The sequence below is a fragment of the Sciscionella marina DSM 45152 genome (genome assembly GCF_000379465.1).
In the GTDB taxonomy this organism is placed as follows: domain Bacteria; phylum Actinomycetota; class Actinomycetes; order Mycobacteriales; family Pseudonocardiaceae; genus Sciscionella; species Sciscionella marina.
The window spans coordinates 1-13932 of sequence record NZ_KB905402.1; the positions used below are offsets into that span (position 1 = coordinate 1).

The 13932-nt window shown below is 70.3% G+C and carries 15 protein-coding genes; 8 read left to right on the forward strand and 7 right to left on the reverse strand.

Annotated elements, in window-relative coordinates; genetic code table 11:
• Positions 1 to 22 precede the first annotated feature (22 nt).
• Positions 23 to 484: a MerR family transcriptional regulator gene (locus tag A37U_RS0124295; RefSeq protein WP_026197547.1), complete on the reverse strand. Its 462-nt coding sequence runs from the start codon at positions 482 to 484 to the stop codon at positions 23 to 25.
• A gap of 153 nt (positions 485 to 637) precedes the next feature.
• Here A37U_RS0124295 and rmuC point away from each other — a divergent pair, with 153 nt between their 5' ends.
• Positions 638 to 1618 carry a DNA recombination protein RmuC gene (rmuC, locus tag A37U_RS45135; RefSeq protein ID WP_020499274.1) on the forward strand — a complete coding sequence of 327 codons (981 nt, stop codon included), beginning with the start codon at positions 638 to 640 and terminating at the stop codon, positions 1616 to 1618.
• Between the two features lie 115 nt (positions 1619 to 1733).
• Positions 1734 to 3053 carry a DUF6542 domain-containing protein gene (locus A37U_RS51880; RefSeq protein ID WP_157183009.1) on the forward strand — a complete coding sequence of 440 codons (1320 nt, stop codon included), beginning with the start codon at positions 1734 to 1736 and terminating at the stop codon, positions 3051 to 3053.
• Positions 3054 to 3161: 108 nt separating this feature from the next.
• Here A37U_RS51880 and A37U_RS0124310 read toward each other — a convergent pair whose 3' ends face one another.
• Complete coding sequence (locus A37U_RS0124310) at positions 3162 to 4136, reverse strand: 4-hydroxy-3-methylbut-2-enyl diphosphate reductase (protein WP_026197548.1); 975 nt, start codon at positions 4134 to 4136, stop codon at positions 3162 to 3164.
• 126 nt (positions 4137 to 4262) lie between these two features.
• Here A37U_RS0124310 and A37U_RS0124315 point away from each other — a divergent pair, with 126 nt between their 5' ends.
• The 3 genes from A37U_RS0124315 (at position 4263) to A37U_RS0124325 (ending at position 6455) form a co-directional block, all read left to right on the forward strand.
• Positions 4263 to 4913 carry a lipid droplet-associated protein gene (locus tag A37U_RS0124315; protein ID WP_020499277.1) on the forward strand — a complete coding sequence of 217 codons (651 nt, stop codon included), beginning with the start codon at positions 4263 to 4265 and terminating at the stop codon, positions 4911 to 4913.
• Positions 4910 to 6145 carry an exodeoxyribonuclease VII large subunit gene (gene xseA / locus A37U_RS0124320; protein WP_020499278.1) on the forward strand — a complete coding sequence of 412 codons (1236 nt, stop codon included), beginning with the start codon at positions 4910 to 4912 and terminating at the stop codon, positions 6143 to 6145. Before A37U_RS0124315 ends, xseA begins: the two co-directional genes overlap by 4 nt.
• A gap of 70 nt (positions 6146 to 6215) precedes the next feature.
• Entirely contained in the window at positions 6216 to 6455 is a 240-nt protein-coding gene (locus tag A37U_RS0124325) for an exodeoxyribonuclease VII small subunit (protein ID WP_020499279.1), read from the forward strand.
• A gap of 7 nt (positions 6456 to 6462) precedes the next feature.
• Here A37U_RS0124325 and A37U_RS48530 read toward each other — a convergent pair whose 3' ends face one another.
• Complete coding sequence (locus A37U_RS48530) at positions 6463 to 7086, reverse strand: DUF4245 domain-containing protein (RefSeq protein ID WP_020499280.1); 624 nt, start codon at positions 7084 to 7086, stop codon at positions 6463 to 6465.
• A gap of 76 nt (positions 7087 to 7162) precedes the next feature.
• Between A37U_RS48530 and glpX the strand changes: the two genes are divergently transcribed.
• Entirely contained in the window at positions 7163 to 8206 is a 1044-nt protein-coding gene (gene glpX, locus A37U_RS0124335; protein WP_020499281.1) for a class II fructose-bisphosphatase, read from the forward strand.
• Between the two features lie 24 nt (positions 8207 to 8230).
• Here glpX and A37U_RS50080 read toward each other — a convergent pair whose 3' ends face one another.
• The 4 genes from A37U_RS50080 to A37U_RS0124355 all read right to left on the reverse strand — a co-directional run bounded on the left by A37U_RS50080 (position 8231) and on the right by A37U_RS0124355 (position 11271).
• Positions 8231 to 8956, reverse strand: coding sequence for a hypothetical protein (locus A37U_RS50080; RefSeq protein ID WP_020499282.1), 726 nt, complete (start codon positions 8954 to 8956; stop codon positions 8231 to 8233).
• 146 nt (positions 8957 to 9102) lie between these two features.
• Positions 9103 to 9507 carry an acyl-CoA thioesterase gene (locus A37U_RS0124345; RefSeq protein ID WP_020499283.1) on the reverse strand — a complete coding sequence of 135 codons (405 nt, stop codon included), beginning with the start codon at positions 9505 to 9507 and terminating at the stop codon, positions 9103 to 9105.
• A complete protein-coding gene (locus A37U_RS53885; protein ID WP_020499284.1) occupies positions 9476 to 10279 on the reverse strand; it encodes a helix-turn-helix domain-containing protein in 804 nt (267 codons plus the stop codon). The genes A37U_RS0124345 and A37U_RS53885 overlap by 32 nt, the downstream gene beginning before the upstream one ends.
• Positions 10279 to 11271: an NAD(P)/FAD-dependent oxidoreductase gene (locus tag A37U_RS0124355; protein WP_026197550.1), complete on the reverse strand. Its 993-nt coding sequence runs from the start codon at positions 11269 to 11271 to the stop codon at positions 10279 to 10281. Before A37U_RS0124355 ends, A37U_RS53885 begins: the two co-directional genes overlap by 1 nt.
• 103 nt (positions 11272 to 11374) lie before the next feature.
• On the opposite strand from A37U_RS0124355, the gene A37U_RS0124360 reads away from it, so the two are divergent.
• Both A37U_RS0124360 and A37U_RS0124365 read left to right on the forward strand, forming a co-directional pair.
• Positions 11375 to 12766, forward strand: coding sequence for a class II fumarate hydratase (locus tag A37U_RS0124360; protein ID WP_020499286.1), 1392 nt, complete (start codon positions 11375 to 11377; stop codon positions 12764 to 12766).
• Between the two features lie 24 nt (positions 12767 to 12790).
• Complete coding sequence (locus tag A37U_RS0124365; protein WP_020499287.1) at positions 12791 to 13768, forward strand: aldo/keto reductase; 978 nt, start codon at positions 12791 to 12793, stop codon at positions 13766 to 13768.
• Positions 13769 to 13932: the final 164 nt, after the last annotated feature.

A 13932-nucleotide genomic window follows, 5' to 3' on the forward strand; every position in this document is an offset into this window, starting at 1 on the left:
TCGTACTGCGCGGCAGTGCTGGTCATGGCTGGTGTACCTCCTGATAGACAGCGATCTTGTACTCGGTAGCGGCAAGGGCGAGCTGCAGTCCGGCGATCCGGGACCGCAAGATGTCCCGGTGCTCCAGCAACAGGTCCATACGCTCGGACACGGTGTCCTGGCCGGAATCGACGAGGTCGATGTAGTGACGCAGATCGCTGATCGGCATGCCCGAGGTACGCATCCGGGTCAGGAACACCAACCGGCGCACCGCAGGCGCGCCGTAGCGGCGGTGACCAGCCGCATCACGGGCAACCTGAACCAAACCGATGCGCTCGTAATACCGCAGCGTGTGCGGACTCACCCCGAGATGCTTCGCCGTCGTGGCGATGTCCCACTCGGTCGCATCGTCACGCGCAAGCGCACGCAGCGCCTCGATCGAAACCCCGCCGGGCGGATCCACCGCCAGACGCAGGGCCCGGCGCAGCATCTCATCCTCTCCCATACCGACCGACCGTAGGGGTGTGAGCGCACTCAAACGCAAGGACGCGCTCGAGCAAGGCGCCGATCAGGACAGCCAGGGCTCGCCTGAACTGCGATTTCCGATTCTGTCGGTGCCATGGTGCACGCTGAACGTGACCGACCGAGGAGGGATTGCATGGCGACGACGGTGCTCGCGACGGCGAGCTCGGTGATCGCGATCGTGCTGCTCGTGGCGATCGCGCTGCTGTGGCGGCTCTACGCGCAGAGTGTCCAGCGGACCGATGCCGCGCTCGCCGCGGTCCGGGAGGAGCGCACCCGGGCCGATGAGCGCCAGGACGCGCTGCGCCGCTACGAGGTCGCCTTCGCCTCGGTCTCCGGGCGCGGCGAGCTCGGCGAGCAGGTGCTCGTGGAGACCGCGCGCGCACTCGGGCTGCGCGAGGGCGTGCACTTCACGCTGCAGACCGATGTCGCCGGTGGCGGTGCGGTGCGTCCGGACATGGTGCTCGCGGTCGGCGGCGGACGACAGGTCCCGGTGGACGCGAAGATGACCCTCGCCTGCTGGGCGGAGGCGGTGGAGACCGATGACGTCGCGGAACGCTACGAGGCGCTGCGGGTGCACGCGCGCAATATCCGTTCCCGCGCCGCCGACCTGGCCGGAAAGCAGTATCAGCGCTGGGCGGACGCCATCTACGGCACCATCATGTTCGTGCCATCGGACGCGGCCGTGGTCGCCGCTCTGGACACGGACACCGACCTGCTCCGCTGGCTGATCGACCGGCGGGTGTTCCTGTGCGGGCCGACCGGCTTCGCCGTCATCGCCTCGGCGACCCTGTTCGCGGCGACCGAGAGCGCGCTCTCCGCGGATGTGGACCGCATCCGGGAGCAGGCGGTCGGTGCCCACCGTGCGGCCTCGGGGGCGGTTGACGCGGTCAACCTCTCCAGCACCCATCTGCAGCGGTTCCTCTCCGCCCGGCGGCGAGAACTCGACGCGCTCGAGGGATTCCGCGCGGCCGTGACCCCACTCACCGAGACCTCGGGTACCGCGAGCCCGGTCGCCCAGGTCCGCCGCAACGACGAACTGGCCGCGCACCAGGCCACGAACGGGCAACAGGGCAGCGCGGCCACGCGTTCGGGAGAGGAGGCGCCGATACGCTGAACGGGCATAACACGATGGTCGTTCCATGTCCGAATGTGCCGTTCGTGAAGTCCGAGTGACCGCTGGGGCCTCCGACCGACTGCATTTTCACGAAGAACAGCTACCGTGTAGACCCGTGACCGCAGTACGCGATCGGCGAGACGCACTCGACAAGCCACGTGACGGTACATCCGCACGCCCGGGCAAGGGCGGCGATGCCCGCTCCTCGTGGGGCCAGCAGATGGCGTTCGGGCAGGCGAACGGGGTGCCCTGGTGGGGCGCCGTGATCGTGGCGCTCGCGCTCGCGATCGTCGGTGCGCTCATCAACCACGTGATGACCGGCGAGTTCGGCATCGTGTTCCAGGGTGCCTACTTCATCGGCTGCGTCGGGGCCATTTGCATGGCACGCCGGCAGAACATGTTCGCCCCGATGGTGCAGCCGCCGCTGATCCTGGCCCTCTCGGTGCCACTGGTCGGCCTGGTCGTCGGCGGCGGCAACGCCGGGATGAAGGCGAAGCTGATCACCATCGGCACCTCCCTGATCAACCAGTTCCCGGTCATGGCGATCACCACGGTGATCACGGTCGGGATCGGTATCGCGCGGGTGTACCTGCAGAAGCGCCCGACCACACGCGCCGCCTCCCCCAGGCCGACCGGCGGTTCCGGGCGCGCCCCCGCACGCCACGGGCAGCGCAGTGGGTCCACCACGGCGAGCCAGGCGCGGCCGGGAGCGGCGGCGGCCGGTGCCGCGGCTACCCGTGCCGCTGGTGCGGGCTCGCGTACGGGCCCCCCGCAGGACCGCCCGGCCCGCCCCCAGCAGCGCCCCGGTGACCAGCAACAGCGCCCCGGCGACCAGCAGCGGACCGCGGCACAACCACGGCCTGCCGAACAGCAGCGGCGCGCGCCGGATCCGACCCGCCGCGGGGCGGCCCCGGCACGCGGCCAGCAACCACAGCGCGGCCAGCAGCCACAGCGGGACCAGCAGCCACAGCGGGACCAGCCGACCCGTGCCCAACCGCAGCAGCCACGCCAGCAGACCACGGCGCGCAATCCGGTCCGCGGCGAGGACGAGCGTCCGCGCAGGCGGGAGCAGCCGCCCGGAAGGGAGCGCGCGGCCGGCGCCGACCCCAGGGCACGCGGTGATCAGGGCACCCGGCGCTCCCCCGCACCCGGCGGGCAGCCACCGCGGCGGGACCAGGGCACCCGGCGCGCACCGGACCCGCAGCGGGGCGGCGAACCGCCGCGCAGGCGGGCCCGCCAGGACGAGACCCAGGAGCCACCACGGCGGCGCAACCCCGGGCGGGGCGAGCAGCCGCGCGGACGAGGCGCGGAGTCGGCGAACAACGCCCGTGAGCGCGCCAGGCAGATCCGGGAGAACACCGAACGCGAGGCGCGCCGCCGGGCCGACGAGGGGCAGCGCCAGCAGCCACGTTTCCGCCGCCGCGACGACCAGTGATCCGGTACCGGCAGTGATCCGGTACTGAACGCGACAGCGGCGCCGGGCGAATCGGATCGCCCGGCGCCGCTGTCGTTCGTCTAGCAGCAGTCAGCTATGTGACACGACTCACTCCCGCGCGCCGCCGAGGTTCTTCCGCAGTTCGCGGGGCAGGGCGAAGGTGATCTTCTCGTTCGCCGTGGTCACCTCGGACACGTCCGCCCAGCCGCGCTCGGCGAGGTACCGCAGCACCTCCTCGACCAGCAGCTCGGGTACCGAGGCCCCGCTGGTCACGCCGACCGTGCGCATCCCCTCCAGCCAGGTCTCGTCCAGTTCGCCCGCATGGTCGACCCGGTGGGCGGTGCGCGCACCCGCATCGAGCGCGACCTCGACCAACCGCACCGAGTTCGAGGAGTTGCCCGAACCGACGACGATCACCAGATCGCACTCCGGTGCCATGGTCTTCACCGCGACCTGGCGGTTCTGGGTGGCGTAGCAGATGTCGTCGCTCGGCGGATCGGACAGTTCGGGGAACCGCTCGCGCAGCGCGTCGACCCTGCGCATGGTCTCGTCGACGGACAGCGTGGTCTGGGAGAGCCACACGACCTTGGACGGGTCCCGCACCTCGACCGAGGCGACGTCCTCCTCGGTGTCCACCAGCTGGACGTTCTCCGGGGCCTCCCCCGAGGTGCCCTCGACTTCCTCGTGCCCGTGGTGCCCGATGAGCAGGATGTCGTAGTCGTCCCTGGCGAACCGCTTCGCTTCCTGGTGCACCTTGGTCACCAGCGGGCAGGTCGCGTCGATCGCCCGCAGTCCCCGCTCGTTCGCGCTCTCCCGCACCGCGGGCGAGACCCCGTGCGCGGAGAACACCACGTGCGCTCCCTCGGGAACCTCCTCGGTCTCCTCGACGAAGATCGCCCCGCGCTCGGTCAGCGTGCGCACCACGTGCTTGTTGTGCACGATCTCCTTGCGCACGTACACCGGCGCGCCGTAGCGTTCGAGTGCCTTCTCCACGGTTTCCACTGCACGGTCCACACCTGCGCAGTAGCCACGAGGCTTGGCGAGGAGTACACGCTTGCCGGGGTTGTCCTGCTCGACGGTCATACCTTCAGGGTAGGGCGCAACGGCGAACAGGTCGAAGACGACCGCGAAGATCACGTCGGCACCGGCGGGCACGGTATCGCGGTGCCGGTGCGCCCGGCCGCGCGGACGAGGATACTTGGAGCTGTGATGAAACGACTGCCGTTCGGCGTACGCCTCGCCGCGGGGATCACCGCGACGATGGTCGAGAACGCCCGCACGCTGCCGACCAAGCTGCTCGGGCTTCCGGTCACCGTGGTCAGTGAGGCGCTGCAGTACACGATGCGGCTGCAGCAGGGCCTCACCGAGCTGGCGATCAAGGGCGATACCGCGCTCGCCGGGCTGCGTCCGGTCGAGACGGCTCCCGCCTGGGCGACCTTTGACGAGGATCTGCTCGACGACGAAGGCTCCGGCGACTCCTACGGCAGCGCACCGATCGAGACCGCGGGCATCGAGGAACGCGAGATCGCGAAACTGCGCGCCGACCTGACCCGCTATGACCAGCGCGACCCCTCGGCGCTGAGCGCCTGGGATGCGGTCGCCCGCCAGCTCGCCACCCAGACCGAGGAACGCCCCGAACCGGCCGAGCCCGAACCGCCGCGCGCCTTCCCGAACTACCCCGAGCTCTCGGTGGCACAGCTGCGTGCCCGGCTGCGCCGGTTCTCCGTCGAGGACCTCGGCGAACTGCTCGAGTACGAACTCGCCACCCTCGACCGGGCCGACTACGTGCGCATGCTGCGCAACCGGATCGAGACGGTGCGCCAGGACAGCGCCGAGAATCCGGGCGATTCCGCCACGTGAGCACTCCGACCACGACCGCGGAGAACCCGTGGCCGGTTCGCACCGTCGCACGCAAGATCGGCGACTGGATCGGCAGGCTCGGCGAGGTCTGGATCGAGGGCCAGCTCACCCAGGTCAACGCGCGCCGGGGCACTTCGACCGCTTTCCTGACCCTGCGCGATCCGGCCGCCGACGTCTCGCTCACCCTGACCTGCCCGATGCGGCTGCTGCAGGCGCTCGAACACAAGCCCGCCGACGGCGACCGCGTCGTCGTGCACGGCAGGCCCTCTTTCTGGGCGGGCCGGGGCACCCTGTCGATCAGGGTGGACGAGATCCGCGCCGTCGGCATCGGTGAACTACTCGCCCGCATCGAGCGATTGCGCAAACTGCTCGGGGCCGAGGGACTGTTCGATCCGCGGCGCAAACAACGGCTTCCCGTGCTGCCCCGGCGAATCGGCCTGATCACCGGGCGCGCCTCGGCCGCCGAACGCGATGTGCTCAGCAATGCGCACGCCCGCTGGCCGCAGGCGCGGTTCGAGATCCACAACGTCGCCGTGCAGGGCCCGAACGCGGTGCCCCAGATCAACCGCGCCCTTTCCACGCTGGACATGAGCGAGGACGTGGACGTGATCGTGCTCGCCAGGGGCGGCGGCAGCGTCGAGGACCTGCTTCCCTTCTCCGACGAGGCACTGTGCCGGGCGGTGTCCGGCTGCCGCACCCCGGTGGTCAGCGCGGTCGGCCACGAACCGGACTCACCACTCTGCGATCAGGTCGCCGACCTGCGGTGCTCCACCCCGACCGATGCGGGCAAGACGATCGTGCCGGACATGACCGAGCAGGTGCGCGCCCTCGGAATCCTGCGGGACCGCGCACGCCGGGCCTTGGCCGGATGGGTGGACCGCGAACGCAAGCTGCTCGAGGCGCTGCGCAGCCGCCCCGCGCTCGCCGATCCGCACGCCGGGCTGCGGCGCCGCGCCGAGGAGATCACCGGGCTGCGGATGCGCGGCCGCCAGGCCATCCTCACCAGACTGGGCGCCGAACGCACCCAGCAGGCGAACCTGCGCGCTCAGCTGTCCACCCTCGGCCCGGCCGCGACCATGGCGCGCGGCTATGCGATCGTCGGCGTGCTCGGGGCGTCCGAGCAGACCGTGCTGCGTTCGGTCGCCGAGGTCACCGAGGGTGCCGAGCTACGCATCCGGCTCGCCGACGGTGCACTGCGTGCCGTGGTGAACGAGGTGAAGAAGACGGAATGAGCGAACTCGCGAGCGAATCATCGACACAGTGCCTGTGCGAAGCACCGAGCTCCGTCAGGGAGCGAGGGGCATGAGCACCGAGGAAAACGAACCGGAACTCGACTACGAGTCGGCGCGCGACCAGCTCGCCGAGGTCGTCGCCAAGCTCGAGGCGGGCGGGCTCTCGCTCGAGGACTCGCTCGCCCTGTGGGAACGCGGGGAGGCCCTGGCCGCGCTGTGCGAGCGCCATCTCGCCGGTGCCCAGGAACGGGTGGATGCCGCGCTCTCGGTCGTGGTGGACGAGACGGCCGCGGAAACCGAAGAGTCCTGAGCGAACGCTACTTGGCCGGACGCGGGACCGGCTGCGCGGTGGCCATCGCCGTGGCCAGCGTGCGGAACTGAGCCTCGCTCGCGTTCCCGGTGATCAGGATCCGCACCGCCCCGGTGTCCCGGATCCAGGTCTGCTCGTTGCGCACCGCGGGGTAGGTCCGCCACGGCACCCCGCCCGCCTGCTGGGTCCCGGTCGCCGAAGGGGTGCTGTCCTTCGCTTCCGCGGCCTCGGCCACGAGCGGGCCGGTCGGCGCGTCGCTCTGCACCAGCCGCAGATAGCCGTTCTGCGGGGTGACCCAGCCCGTGCGCACCTCCGTCAGTCCGCCGAGTGGGCTGACGTCGCCGGAGTTGGACCACCAGTCCCCGGGCAGCTCGGGCACCCGGATCGGGAAGTGCATGTCCTGCGCCACCGTGGTCAGCTGCTTGTGCGCGTCCTGGCGTGGCTGCACCGACTCGTCCACCGAGGCGTGCCCCGGGGAGAACGACCAGCCGCCGAGCAGCCCGACGAGCACGAGCACGACCACCGCGAGTACCACCATCGTCAGCATCATGTCGCGGGTACCGAGGCGAAGACGCTGCGTCCGTCGATCCTGCGCTTGTGGGTTCTGCGCTCCCGGGTTCTGCTCGGTCACTTTTCCATCGTGTCACCCGAGGGGCGGCGCGGGCATCTGGGAGGATCAACGCCACAGACCGCAAGGAGGCCACAGGATGACCACACCGGCTGACCACAGGACAGAAGCACCGGATCGCAACCTCGCGCTCGAACTCGTCCGCGTCACCGAGGCAGCGGCGATGGCCGCGGGCCGCTGGGTGGGGCGGGGCGACAAGAACGGCGGCGACGGTGCGGCCGTCGACGCCATGCGCGAGCTGATCGGCACCGTGAGCATGCACGGAGTCGTGGTGATCGGCGAGGGCGAGAAAGACGAAGCCCCGATGCTCTACAACGGCGAGCACGTGGGCAACGGGGACGGGCCCGACTGCGATGTCGCCGTCGACCCGATCGACGGAACCACCCTGATGTCCAAGGGGATGCTCAACGCGATCGCCGTCATGGCCGTCTCCGAACGCGGCGCGATGTACGACCCGTCCGCGGTGTTCTACATGGAGAAGATCGCCGTCGGCCCGGAAGCCGCCGACGCGATCGATCTGAACCGGTCCATCGAGGAGAACATCCGCGCCGTGGCCGAGGCCAAGCATTCCGATGTCACCGATGTCACCGTGTGCATCCTCGACCGGCCCCGGCACGGCTCCATCGTCGAAGAGGTCCGCCAGGCCGGGGCGCGCATCCGGTTCATCTCCGACGGCGATGTGGCCGGGGCGATCTCCGCGGCCCGCCCGCACACCGGTGTCGACATGCTGCTCGGTATCGGCGGCACCCCAGAGGGCATCATCGCCGCCGCCGCGCTCAAGTGCATGGGCGGCGCCATCCAGGGGCGGCTGTGGCCCAAGGACGACGCCGAGCGCCGGCGCGCCATCGACGCCGGGCACGACCTCGACCGGGTGCTGCACACCGATGACCTGGTCGGCGGCGAGAACACCTTCTTCTGCGCCACCGGGATCACCGACGGCGACCTGCTCCGCGGTGTCCGCTACGGGGCGGGCGGCTGCACGACGCACTCCATCGTGATGCGCTCCAAATCCGGGACCGTGCGCATGGTCGACGGCTTCCACCGGCTGAACAAGCTGCGCACCTATTCCGCCGTCGATTTCGACCGCTCACGCAATTCCGAGGAGCCCCCTCCGCTGCCCTGATCATCCGGCGCCGATCACGCGGATTCAGCGTAGGCGCCCGGCGAACTCCCGCAGTCCGTCCGAGAGCAGCGGGACGCCGAAGGTCTCCAGCACCGGCTCACGAGCCGGGCAGGCCGCGAAGTTCGGGCAGATCAGCGGGATCAGCACCCGGAGCACACTGGTCAGCTGGCCCGTCGGCAGCGCGGCGGAGACCACGGCGTTGCGCCCGTAGGTACCGACCGCGGCGAAGGCCTCCGCGAGAAACGCGGGCGCGCCAGCGGCGAGCAGCGTCTCCCGCAACGGGTCGCGCAGCTTGCCCGCATAGGTGCCCGGGGTGATCGCCTTGGCTGTGCCGTCGAGCCGGCGGCACAGCCAATGCCCACGCCGCCGGTGCACCGGCAGGGTCGTGAGCAGCCGGTCGGCCAGGCGCGTGTAGAGCCGCTCCGGATCGAAGGCCAGCGCGACCGCGTCCTGGTACACCTCGCCGGACCGGTTCACCAGCTCCTGTCTCGCCCGGTCCCGCGCACGCGCCTGCCGTGGCCTCGGCCGCCTGCGCCATGGCTGGTCCGCCGACTGCTCCGGCGGCCGCATCCACCGCTGTTCCGGTTGCCGCGCACCGAGATGCGCGATCCGGTGCTCCCTCGGCCACGTCGTCGTGCTCGGGGTACCGCGCCGCGCGCATTCGGCGCCGCGCTGCGAATCGAAGCGATGCCGACCACCGCAGTACTCACACTCGTACTGGTTCCTCGGAAGTCTTCGATAGCTCGCCATGAACCGCTACGGTAAGCCCGGCCGGGGTGCTCGTCTGTCGGCCAAGCAGGTAGCTCCTCTCCCGATGATCATGCCTCAGTGTCAGTTCCCCGGCATGTGGGTGACCGCGGCACGGGCGGGGTGACTCACACGGAGCAGTGTGCGGCTCAGAGCCCGAGCAGTCCGGGTTCGGTCGCGAACGCTCCGATCCGCTCAGCGTCCGGAACCAGGCGGCGGGTGCGCAGATCGAGCAACCCCGTGACGCTGTGCACCGTGGCCAGCCGGGTGCCGTCCGCGCTCAGTTCCTGGTGCACCCGCCCGGTCTTGCCGTGATACGCGAACTCGGTAACCACCTCGATCTCCCCGCCGCGGATCTCGCGCTCGAAGCGGATGGTCGTCTCCAGGTTCACCGGACCGAGGTGAGCCCCGGCGAGCGCGTCGAGGCAGACTCCGGCGGCCCGTACGCATTCCCAGCGCGCGTGGTCGGCGTACTCGAGGTATTTCGGGCCGCACACGTGCCCGTTCGTGTCGAAGTCGGCGTTACGCACCTGAATCCGCACGGTGAACGTCATACAGCCCATGCTCACCGGCTCCGCGGCTCCGGTCTTGGATGTTCCGGCCAGCGCGCCGGATCCACGGCCGCCCGGCCAGCTCTCCGGGTCTCGCCGCGGCGAGCTCGGCGCATTCCCGTGCCAGGTGCGCCTGGTCGGCGTAACCGGCGAGCGCCGCGGCGTCCGCGAGCCGCTCCCCGCGTTCGGTCGCCGCCAGGAAGGCCTGGAATCGCAGTATCCGGTGCAGCTGCTTCGGTCCCAGCCCGAGCTGCTCGACGCACCTGCGGCGCAGGGTCCGCTCGCTGGTCCCCAGCCGCGCCGCCGTGGCAGCGGGCCCGACCGTGCCGAGCAGCCGCGCGGCACCGAGGACGAGGGCATCGACGCCGGTCAGCCGCTCGGACACCAGGGCGCACAGTGTCCCGGCCACATCCTCGGCGGTGGCGAGCCGCCACTCGGCATGGTCGGCGGCAGCGCCCCAGACCTCGCACAGCCGGAGGCTGGCCGGCATCCCGCGCGGGCTCTCCCCGAGCACGCTGGCCACGAGCCCGGGGCGCAACCGCACTCCGAGATGTATCGCACCGGCGGCGACCGGGAACCGCACCGGGTTCGCGTTCGGGACGGCCGCATGCAGTTCCGAACCGGTCCACACCAGATCCAGGCAGCCATCGGGCAGCACCCGCAACCTGCGGTCCCAGCCGCCGTTGCCGATCCACACGCACCGGACCGGGCCGGGTCCGGCCGGCCGCTCCCGATACCGGCTCGGCCCCGCGACCCGGCGGACGGGAACGCCCATCAGCCCGCGTTCGAGGAGTGCCCAGGGAACAGGTGGGCGTCCGGGTCGAGCAGGACGGCGATGTTGTTCACCGCGGTCGCCGCCTCGCCGAATCCGGTTGCGATCAGCTTGACCTTGCCCTCGTACTGGGCGACGTCCCCGGCCGCGTAGACCCGCTCACGTGCCGTCCGCATCGTCGTGTCCACCTGGACGGCGCGGTGGTCGATCTCCAGTCCCCAGTTCTCCAGCGGACCGAGGTCGGCGATGAACCCGAGCGCGGCGACAACCGTCTGCGCGGGAAGTACGTGCACCTTGCCCTTGTCCGGCCCGCGTTGCACGGTCACCTCGACCTCGTCGAGTGCCGCGTTTCCGCGCAGCGCGGTCACCTCTCCGTCGGTGATGATCGGCACACCGAGCTCGGACACCTGGCGGACCGTCGCGGGAAGGGCGCGGAACTTGGCACGGCGGTGCACGAGCGTCACACTCGCCGCGATGGGGTGCATGGCCAGTGCCCAGTCCAGCGCCGAATCCCCGCCACCGACGATCACCACGTCCTTGTCCGTGTGCTCGTCCAGCTTCGGCACGAAGTGCACCATTCCGTTGCCCAGCCAGCCATCCCCGGCCGGGAGCGGGCGCGGGCGAAACTCGCCGATCCCCGCGGTCAGCAGCACCGCGCGCGCACTGATCACGCTCCCGTCGTCCAGCGTGACCAGCAGGGCCTGATCGGTATCGGTGAGTTCGCGCGCCTGCCTGCCCAGCAGGTAGCGCGGTTTGGCCTGGTCGGCCTGCTCCACAAGGGATTCCACGAGATCGCGCCCGCGCACCGAGGGAAACCCGGCGACATCGAAGATCTGCTTCTCCGGGTACATGGCGGTGACCTGGCCACCCGGCTCGGGGAGCGCATCGACGATCGCGGTGCTCAGTTCGCGGAATCCCGCATAGTAGGCGGCGAACAAGCCGGTCGGCCCGGCTCCGATGATCAACAAGTCGACTTCTGAGTCCGGTTGGGACATGACACGGCCTCGTTTCACGGTGCAGGTGGTGGACTGCGAGACCGACATTACGCGTGTGGTAGGCAACGGTTCGAGTGCTCGATCGGAGTGCAAGACTGTCGCCATGGCTGAATACCGCATCGAGCACGACACGATGGGCGAGGTCAGGGTGCCCGCCGACGCCCTGTACCGCGCGCAGACCCAGCGTGCCGTGGAGAACTTCCCCATCTCCGGACACGGCCTCGAGCGCAAGCAGATCCGCGCGCTCGGCCTGCTCAAGGGCGCCGCCGCACGAGTGAACCAGCGGCTCGGCGTACTCGAGGCCGAGGTCGCCGGGGCGATCGCCGAGGCCGCGGACGAAGTGGCCGAGGGCCGTCACGATGAGCACTTCCCGGTCGACGTGTTCCAGACCGGATCCGGCACCTCCTCGAACATGAACGCCAACGAGGTGATCGCGACCCTGGCGACCACCAGGCTCGGCCGGGATGTGCACCCGAACGACGCGGTGAACGCCTCGCAGTCGTCCAACGACACCTTCCCGACCTCCGTGCACCTCGCCGCTACCGAGGCACTGGTCGCCGACCTGATTCCCGCGCTCGAGCACCTCGCCGCGGTGATCGAGGGGCGCGCCACCGAGTGGGCCGATGTGGTCAAGTCCGGCCGCACGCACCTCATGGACGCCGTGCCGATCACGCTCGGTCAGGAAGCGGGCGGCTGGGCCGCGCAGGTGCGCTATTCGATCGAGCGCATCAGCGGCACGCTGGCCCGGGTCGGTGAGCTCCCCATCGGCGGCACCGCGGTGGGCACCGGGCTGAACACCCCGGAAGGGTTCGGCGGCAAGGTCGCCGAGGAACTCGCCACCGCGACCGGACTTCCGGTGACCGAGGCGCGCGATCACATGGAAGCGCAGGCGAGCAGGGACGGGCTCGTGGAAGCCTCCGGAGCGATGCGCGCGACCGCGGTCTCGCTGTTCAAGATCGCCAACGATGTGCGCTGGCTCGGGTCCGGCCCGCGTACCGGGCTTGCCGAGCTCGCACTCCCGGATCTGCAGCCGGGCTCCTCGATCATGCCCGGCAAGGTCAACCCGGTGATCTGTGAGGCCACGATGATGGTCGCCTCCCAGGTGATCGGCAACGACTCGGCCGTCGGATTCGCGGGTGCGCAGGGCAATTTCGAGCTGAACGTGATGATCCCGGTCATGGCGCGCAACGTGCTCGAGTCGGCCCGGCTGCTGGCGAACACCGCGGTGCTGCTGGCCGACAAGGTGTTCGCCGGTGCGCAGCCGGACGCCGAGCGGGCCCGCGAGTACGCGGAGTCCTCCCCCTCGATCGTCACCCCGCTCAACCGGTACATCGGTTACGAGGAGGCAGCAGCGATCGCGAAGCAGGCGCTCAAGGAACGCAAGACGATCCGCCAGGTCGTCATCGAGCGTGGACACCTCGAGTCGGGCAAACTGACCGAGGCGCAGCTCGACGAGGCACTTGACGTGCTGCGCATGGCGGGCGGCGGGCACTAGGACGAACCACGTCAGGAGGTACGCATGCGCACGATCCGACTCGGCCGGTCGGAGCTGAACGTCTCCAGGATCGCCTTCGGCACCTGGCAGATCGGCGGTGACTGGGGCTCGTTCGAAATCGAGACGGTCAAACAGGCCATCCGGTACGCACGCGAGGCGGGCATCAACTTCTTCGACACCGCACAGGCCTACGGGTTCGGTGCCTCGGAGCGGTTGCTCGGCGAGGCGCTGCGCGAGGAACTGCGCGGCAATCGGGATGAGCTGGTGATCGCCACCAAGGGCGGCATTCTTCCCGGAGCCGAGCGCAGCAGGCTCGCCACCCGGGCGAACCTGCGGGACGGCGTGGAGCAGAGCCTGCGCGCCCTCGGTGTCGAGCACATCGACCTCTACCAGGTGCACTGGCCGGATCCGGACACGCCTGCCGAGGAGACCGCGAGCGCGCTGCAGGAGCTCGTGGCCGAAGGCAAGATCCGGCACGCCGGGGTCTCGAACTACGACGCCGGACAGCTCGCGGCCTTCGACGCGGTACGGCCGGTGGAAACCCTGCAACCGCCGTATCACCTGCTGCGCAGGGAGATCGAAGGTTCCGCGCTGCCGTACGCCCGCGAACACGACATCGGGGTGCTCGTCTACAGCCCGCTCGGCAGTGGCCTGCTCACCGGCTCGTGGACCGCCGAGATCAGCTTCGCCGATGACGACTGGCGGGCCAAGGCGAGCGCGTTCACCGGGGACGCGCTGCGGCGCAACCTCGAGGTCGTCGAACGGCTCAAGGAGTTCGGCGCCGCGCGTGGCCTCTCGGTGGCTCAGGTGGCGCTCGCCTGGGTGCTCGCCAAGGACGGCGTGCACGTTGCCATCGTCGGATCGCGGCGCAGGGAGAGCATTGCCGACAGCGCCGCAGCAGCCGAGGTCGAGCTCTCGGCCGCGGACATCACCGAGATCGAGCGCATCGCGGCGGATGGTGTACAGATCGAACAGCAGGCCACCCCGGAGGGCATCCTCTGAAGGTCCCACCCACATCTGTTCCCCAGGCGGTGGAGCGCTCCGTGTCACGGAGCGCTCCACCGTTTTCTCTGTTGCCCCACAGGTCTTCTCGCGCATATCGCTCCCCAGCGGTTCGTCTCCGGCACCCGGCCTGAGTCGAGAATAGGGCGCGGTTTCCGGGGATC

Coding starts and splice junctions, on each gene's coding strand:
- A37U_RS0124295 (WP_026197547.1), bottom strand. CDS start 484: ATGGGAGAGGATGAGATGCTGCGCCGGGCCCTGCGTCTGGCGGTGGAT.
- rmuC (WP_020499274.1), top strand. CDS start 638: ATGGCGACGACGGTGCTCGCGACGGCGAGCTCGGTGATCGCGATCGTG.
- A37U_RS0124310 (WP_026197548.1), bottom strand. CDS start 4,136: ATGACCGTCGAGCAGGACAACCCCGGCAAGCGTGTACTCCTCGCCAAG.
- A37U_RS0124315 (WP_020499277.1), top strand. CDS start 4,263: ATGAAACGACTGCCGTTCGGCGTACGCCTCGCCGCGGGGATCACCGCG.
- A37U_RS0124325 (WP_020499279.1), top strand. CDS start 6,216: ATGAGCACCGAGGAAAACGAACCGGAACTCGACTACGAGTCGGCGCGC.
- glpX (WP_020499281.1), top strand. CDS start 7,163: ATGACCACACCGGCTGACCACAGGACAGAAGCACCGGATCGCAACCTC.
- A37U_RS50080 (WP_020499282.1), bottom strand. CDS start 8,956: ATGGCGAGCTATCGAAGACTTCCGAGGAACCAGTACGAGTGTGAGTAC.
- A37U_RS0124345 (WP_020499283.1), bottom strand. CDS start 9,507: ATGACGTTCACCGTGCGGATTCAGGTGCGTAACGCCGACTTCGACACG.
- A37U_RS53885 (WP_020499284.1), bottom strand. CDS start 10,279: ATGGGCGTTCCCGTCCGCCGGGTCGCGGGGCCGAGCCGGTATCGGGAG.
- A37U_RS0124355 (WP_026197550.1), bottom strand. CDS start 11,271: ATGTCCCAACCGGACTCAGAAGTCGACTTGTTGATCATCGGAGCCGGG.
- A37U_RS0124360 (WP_020499286.1), top strand. CDS start 11,375: ATGGCTGAATACCGCATCGAGCACGACACGATGGGCGAGGTCAGGGTG.
- A37U_RS0124365 (WP_020499287.1), top strand. CDS start 12,791: ATGCGCACGATCCGACTCGGCCGGTCGGAGCTGAACGTCTCCAGGATC.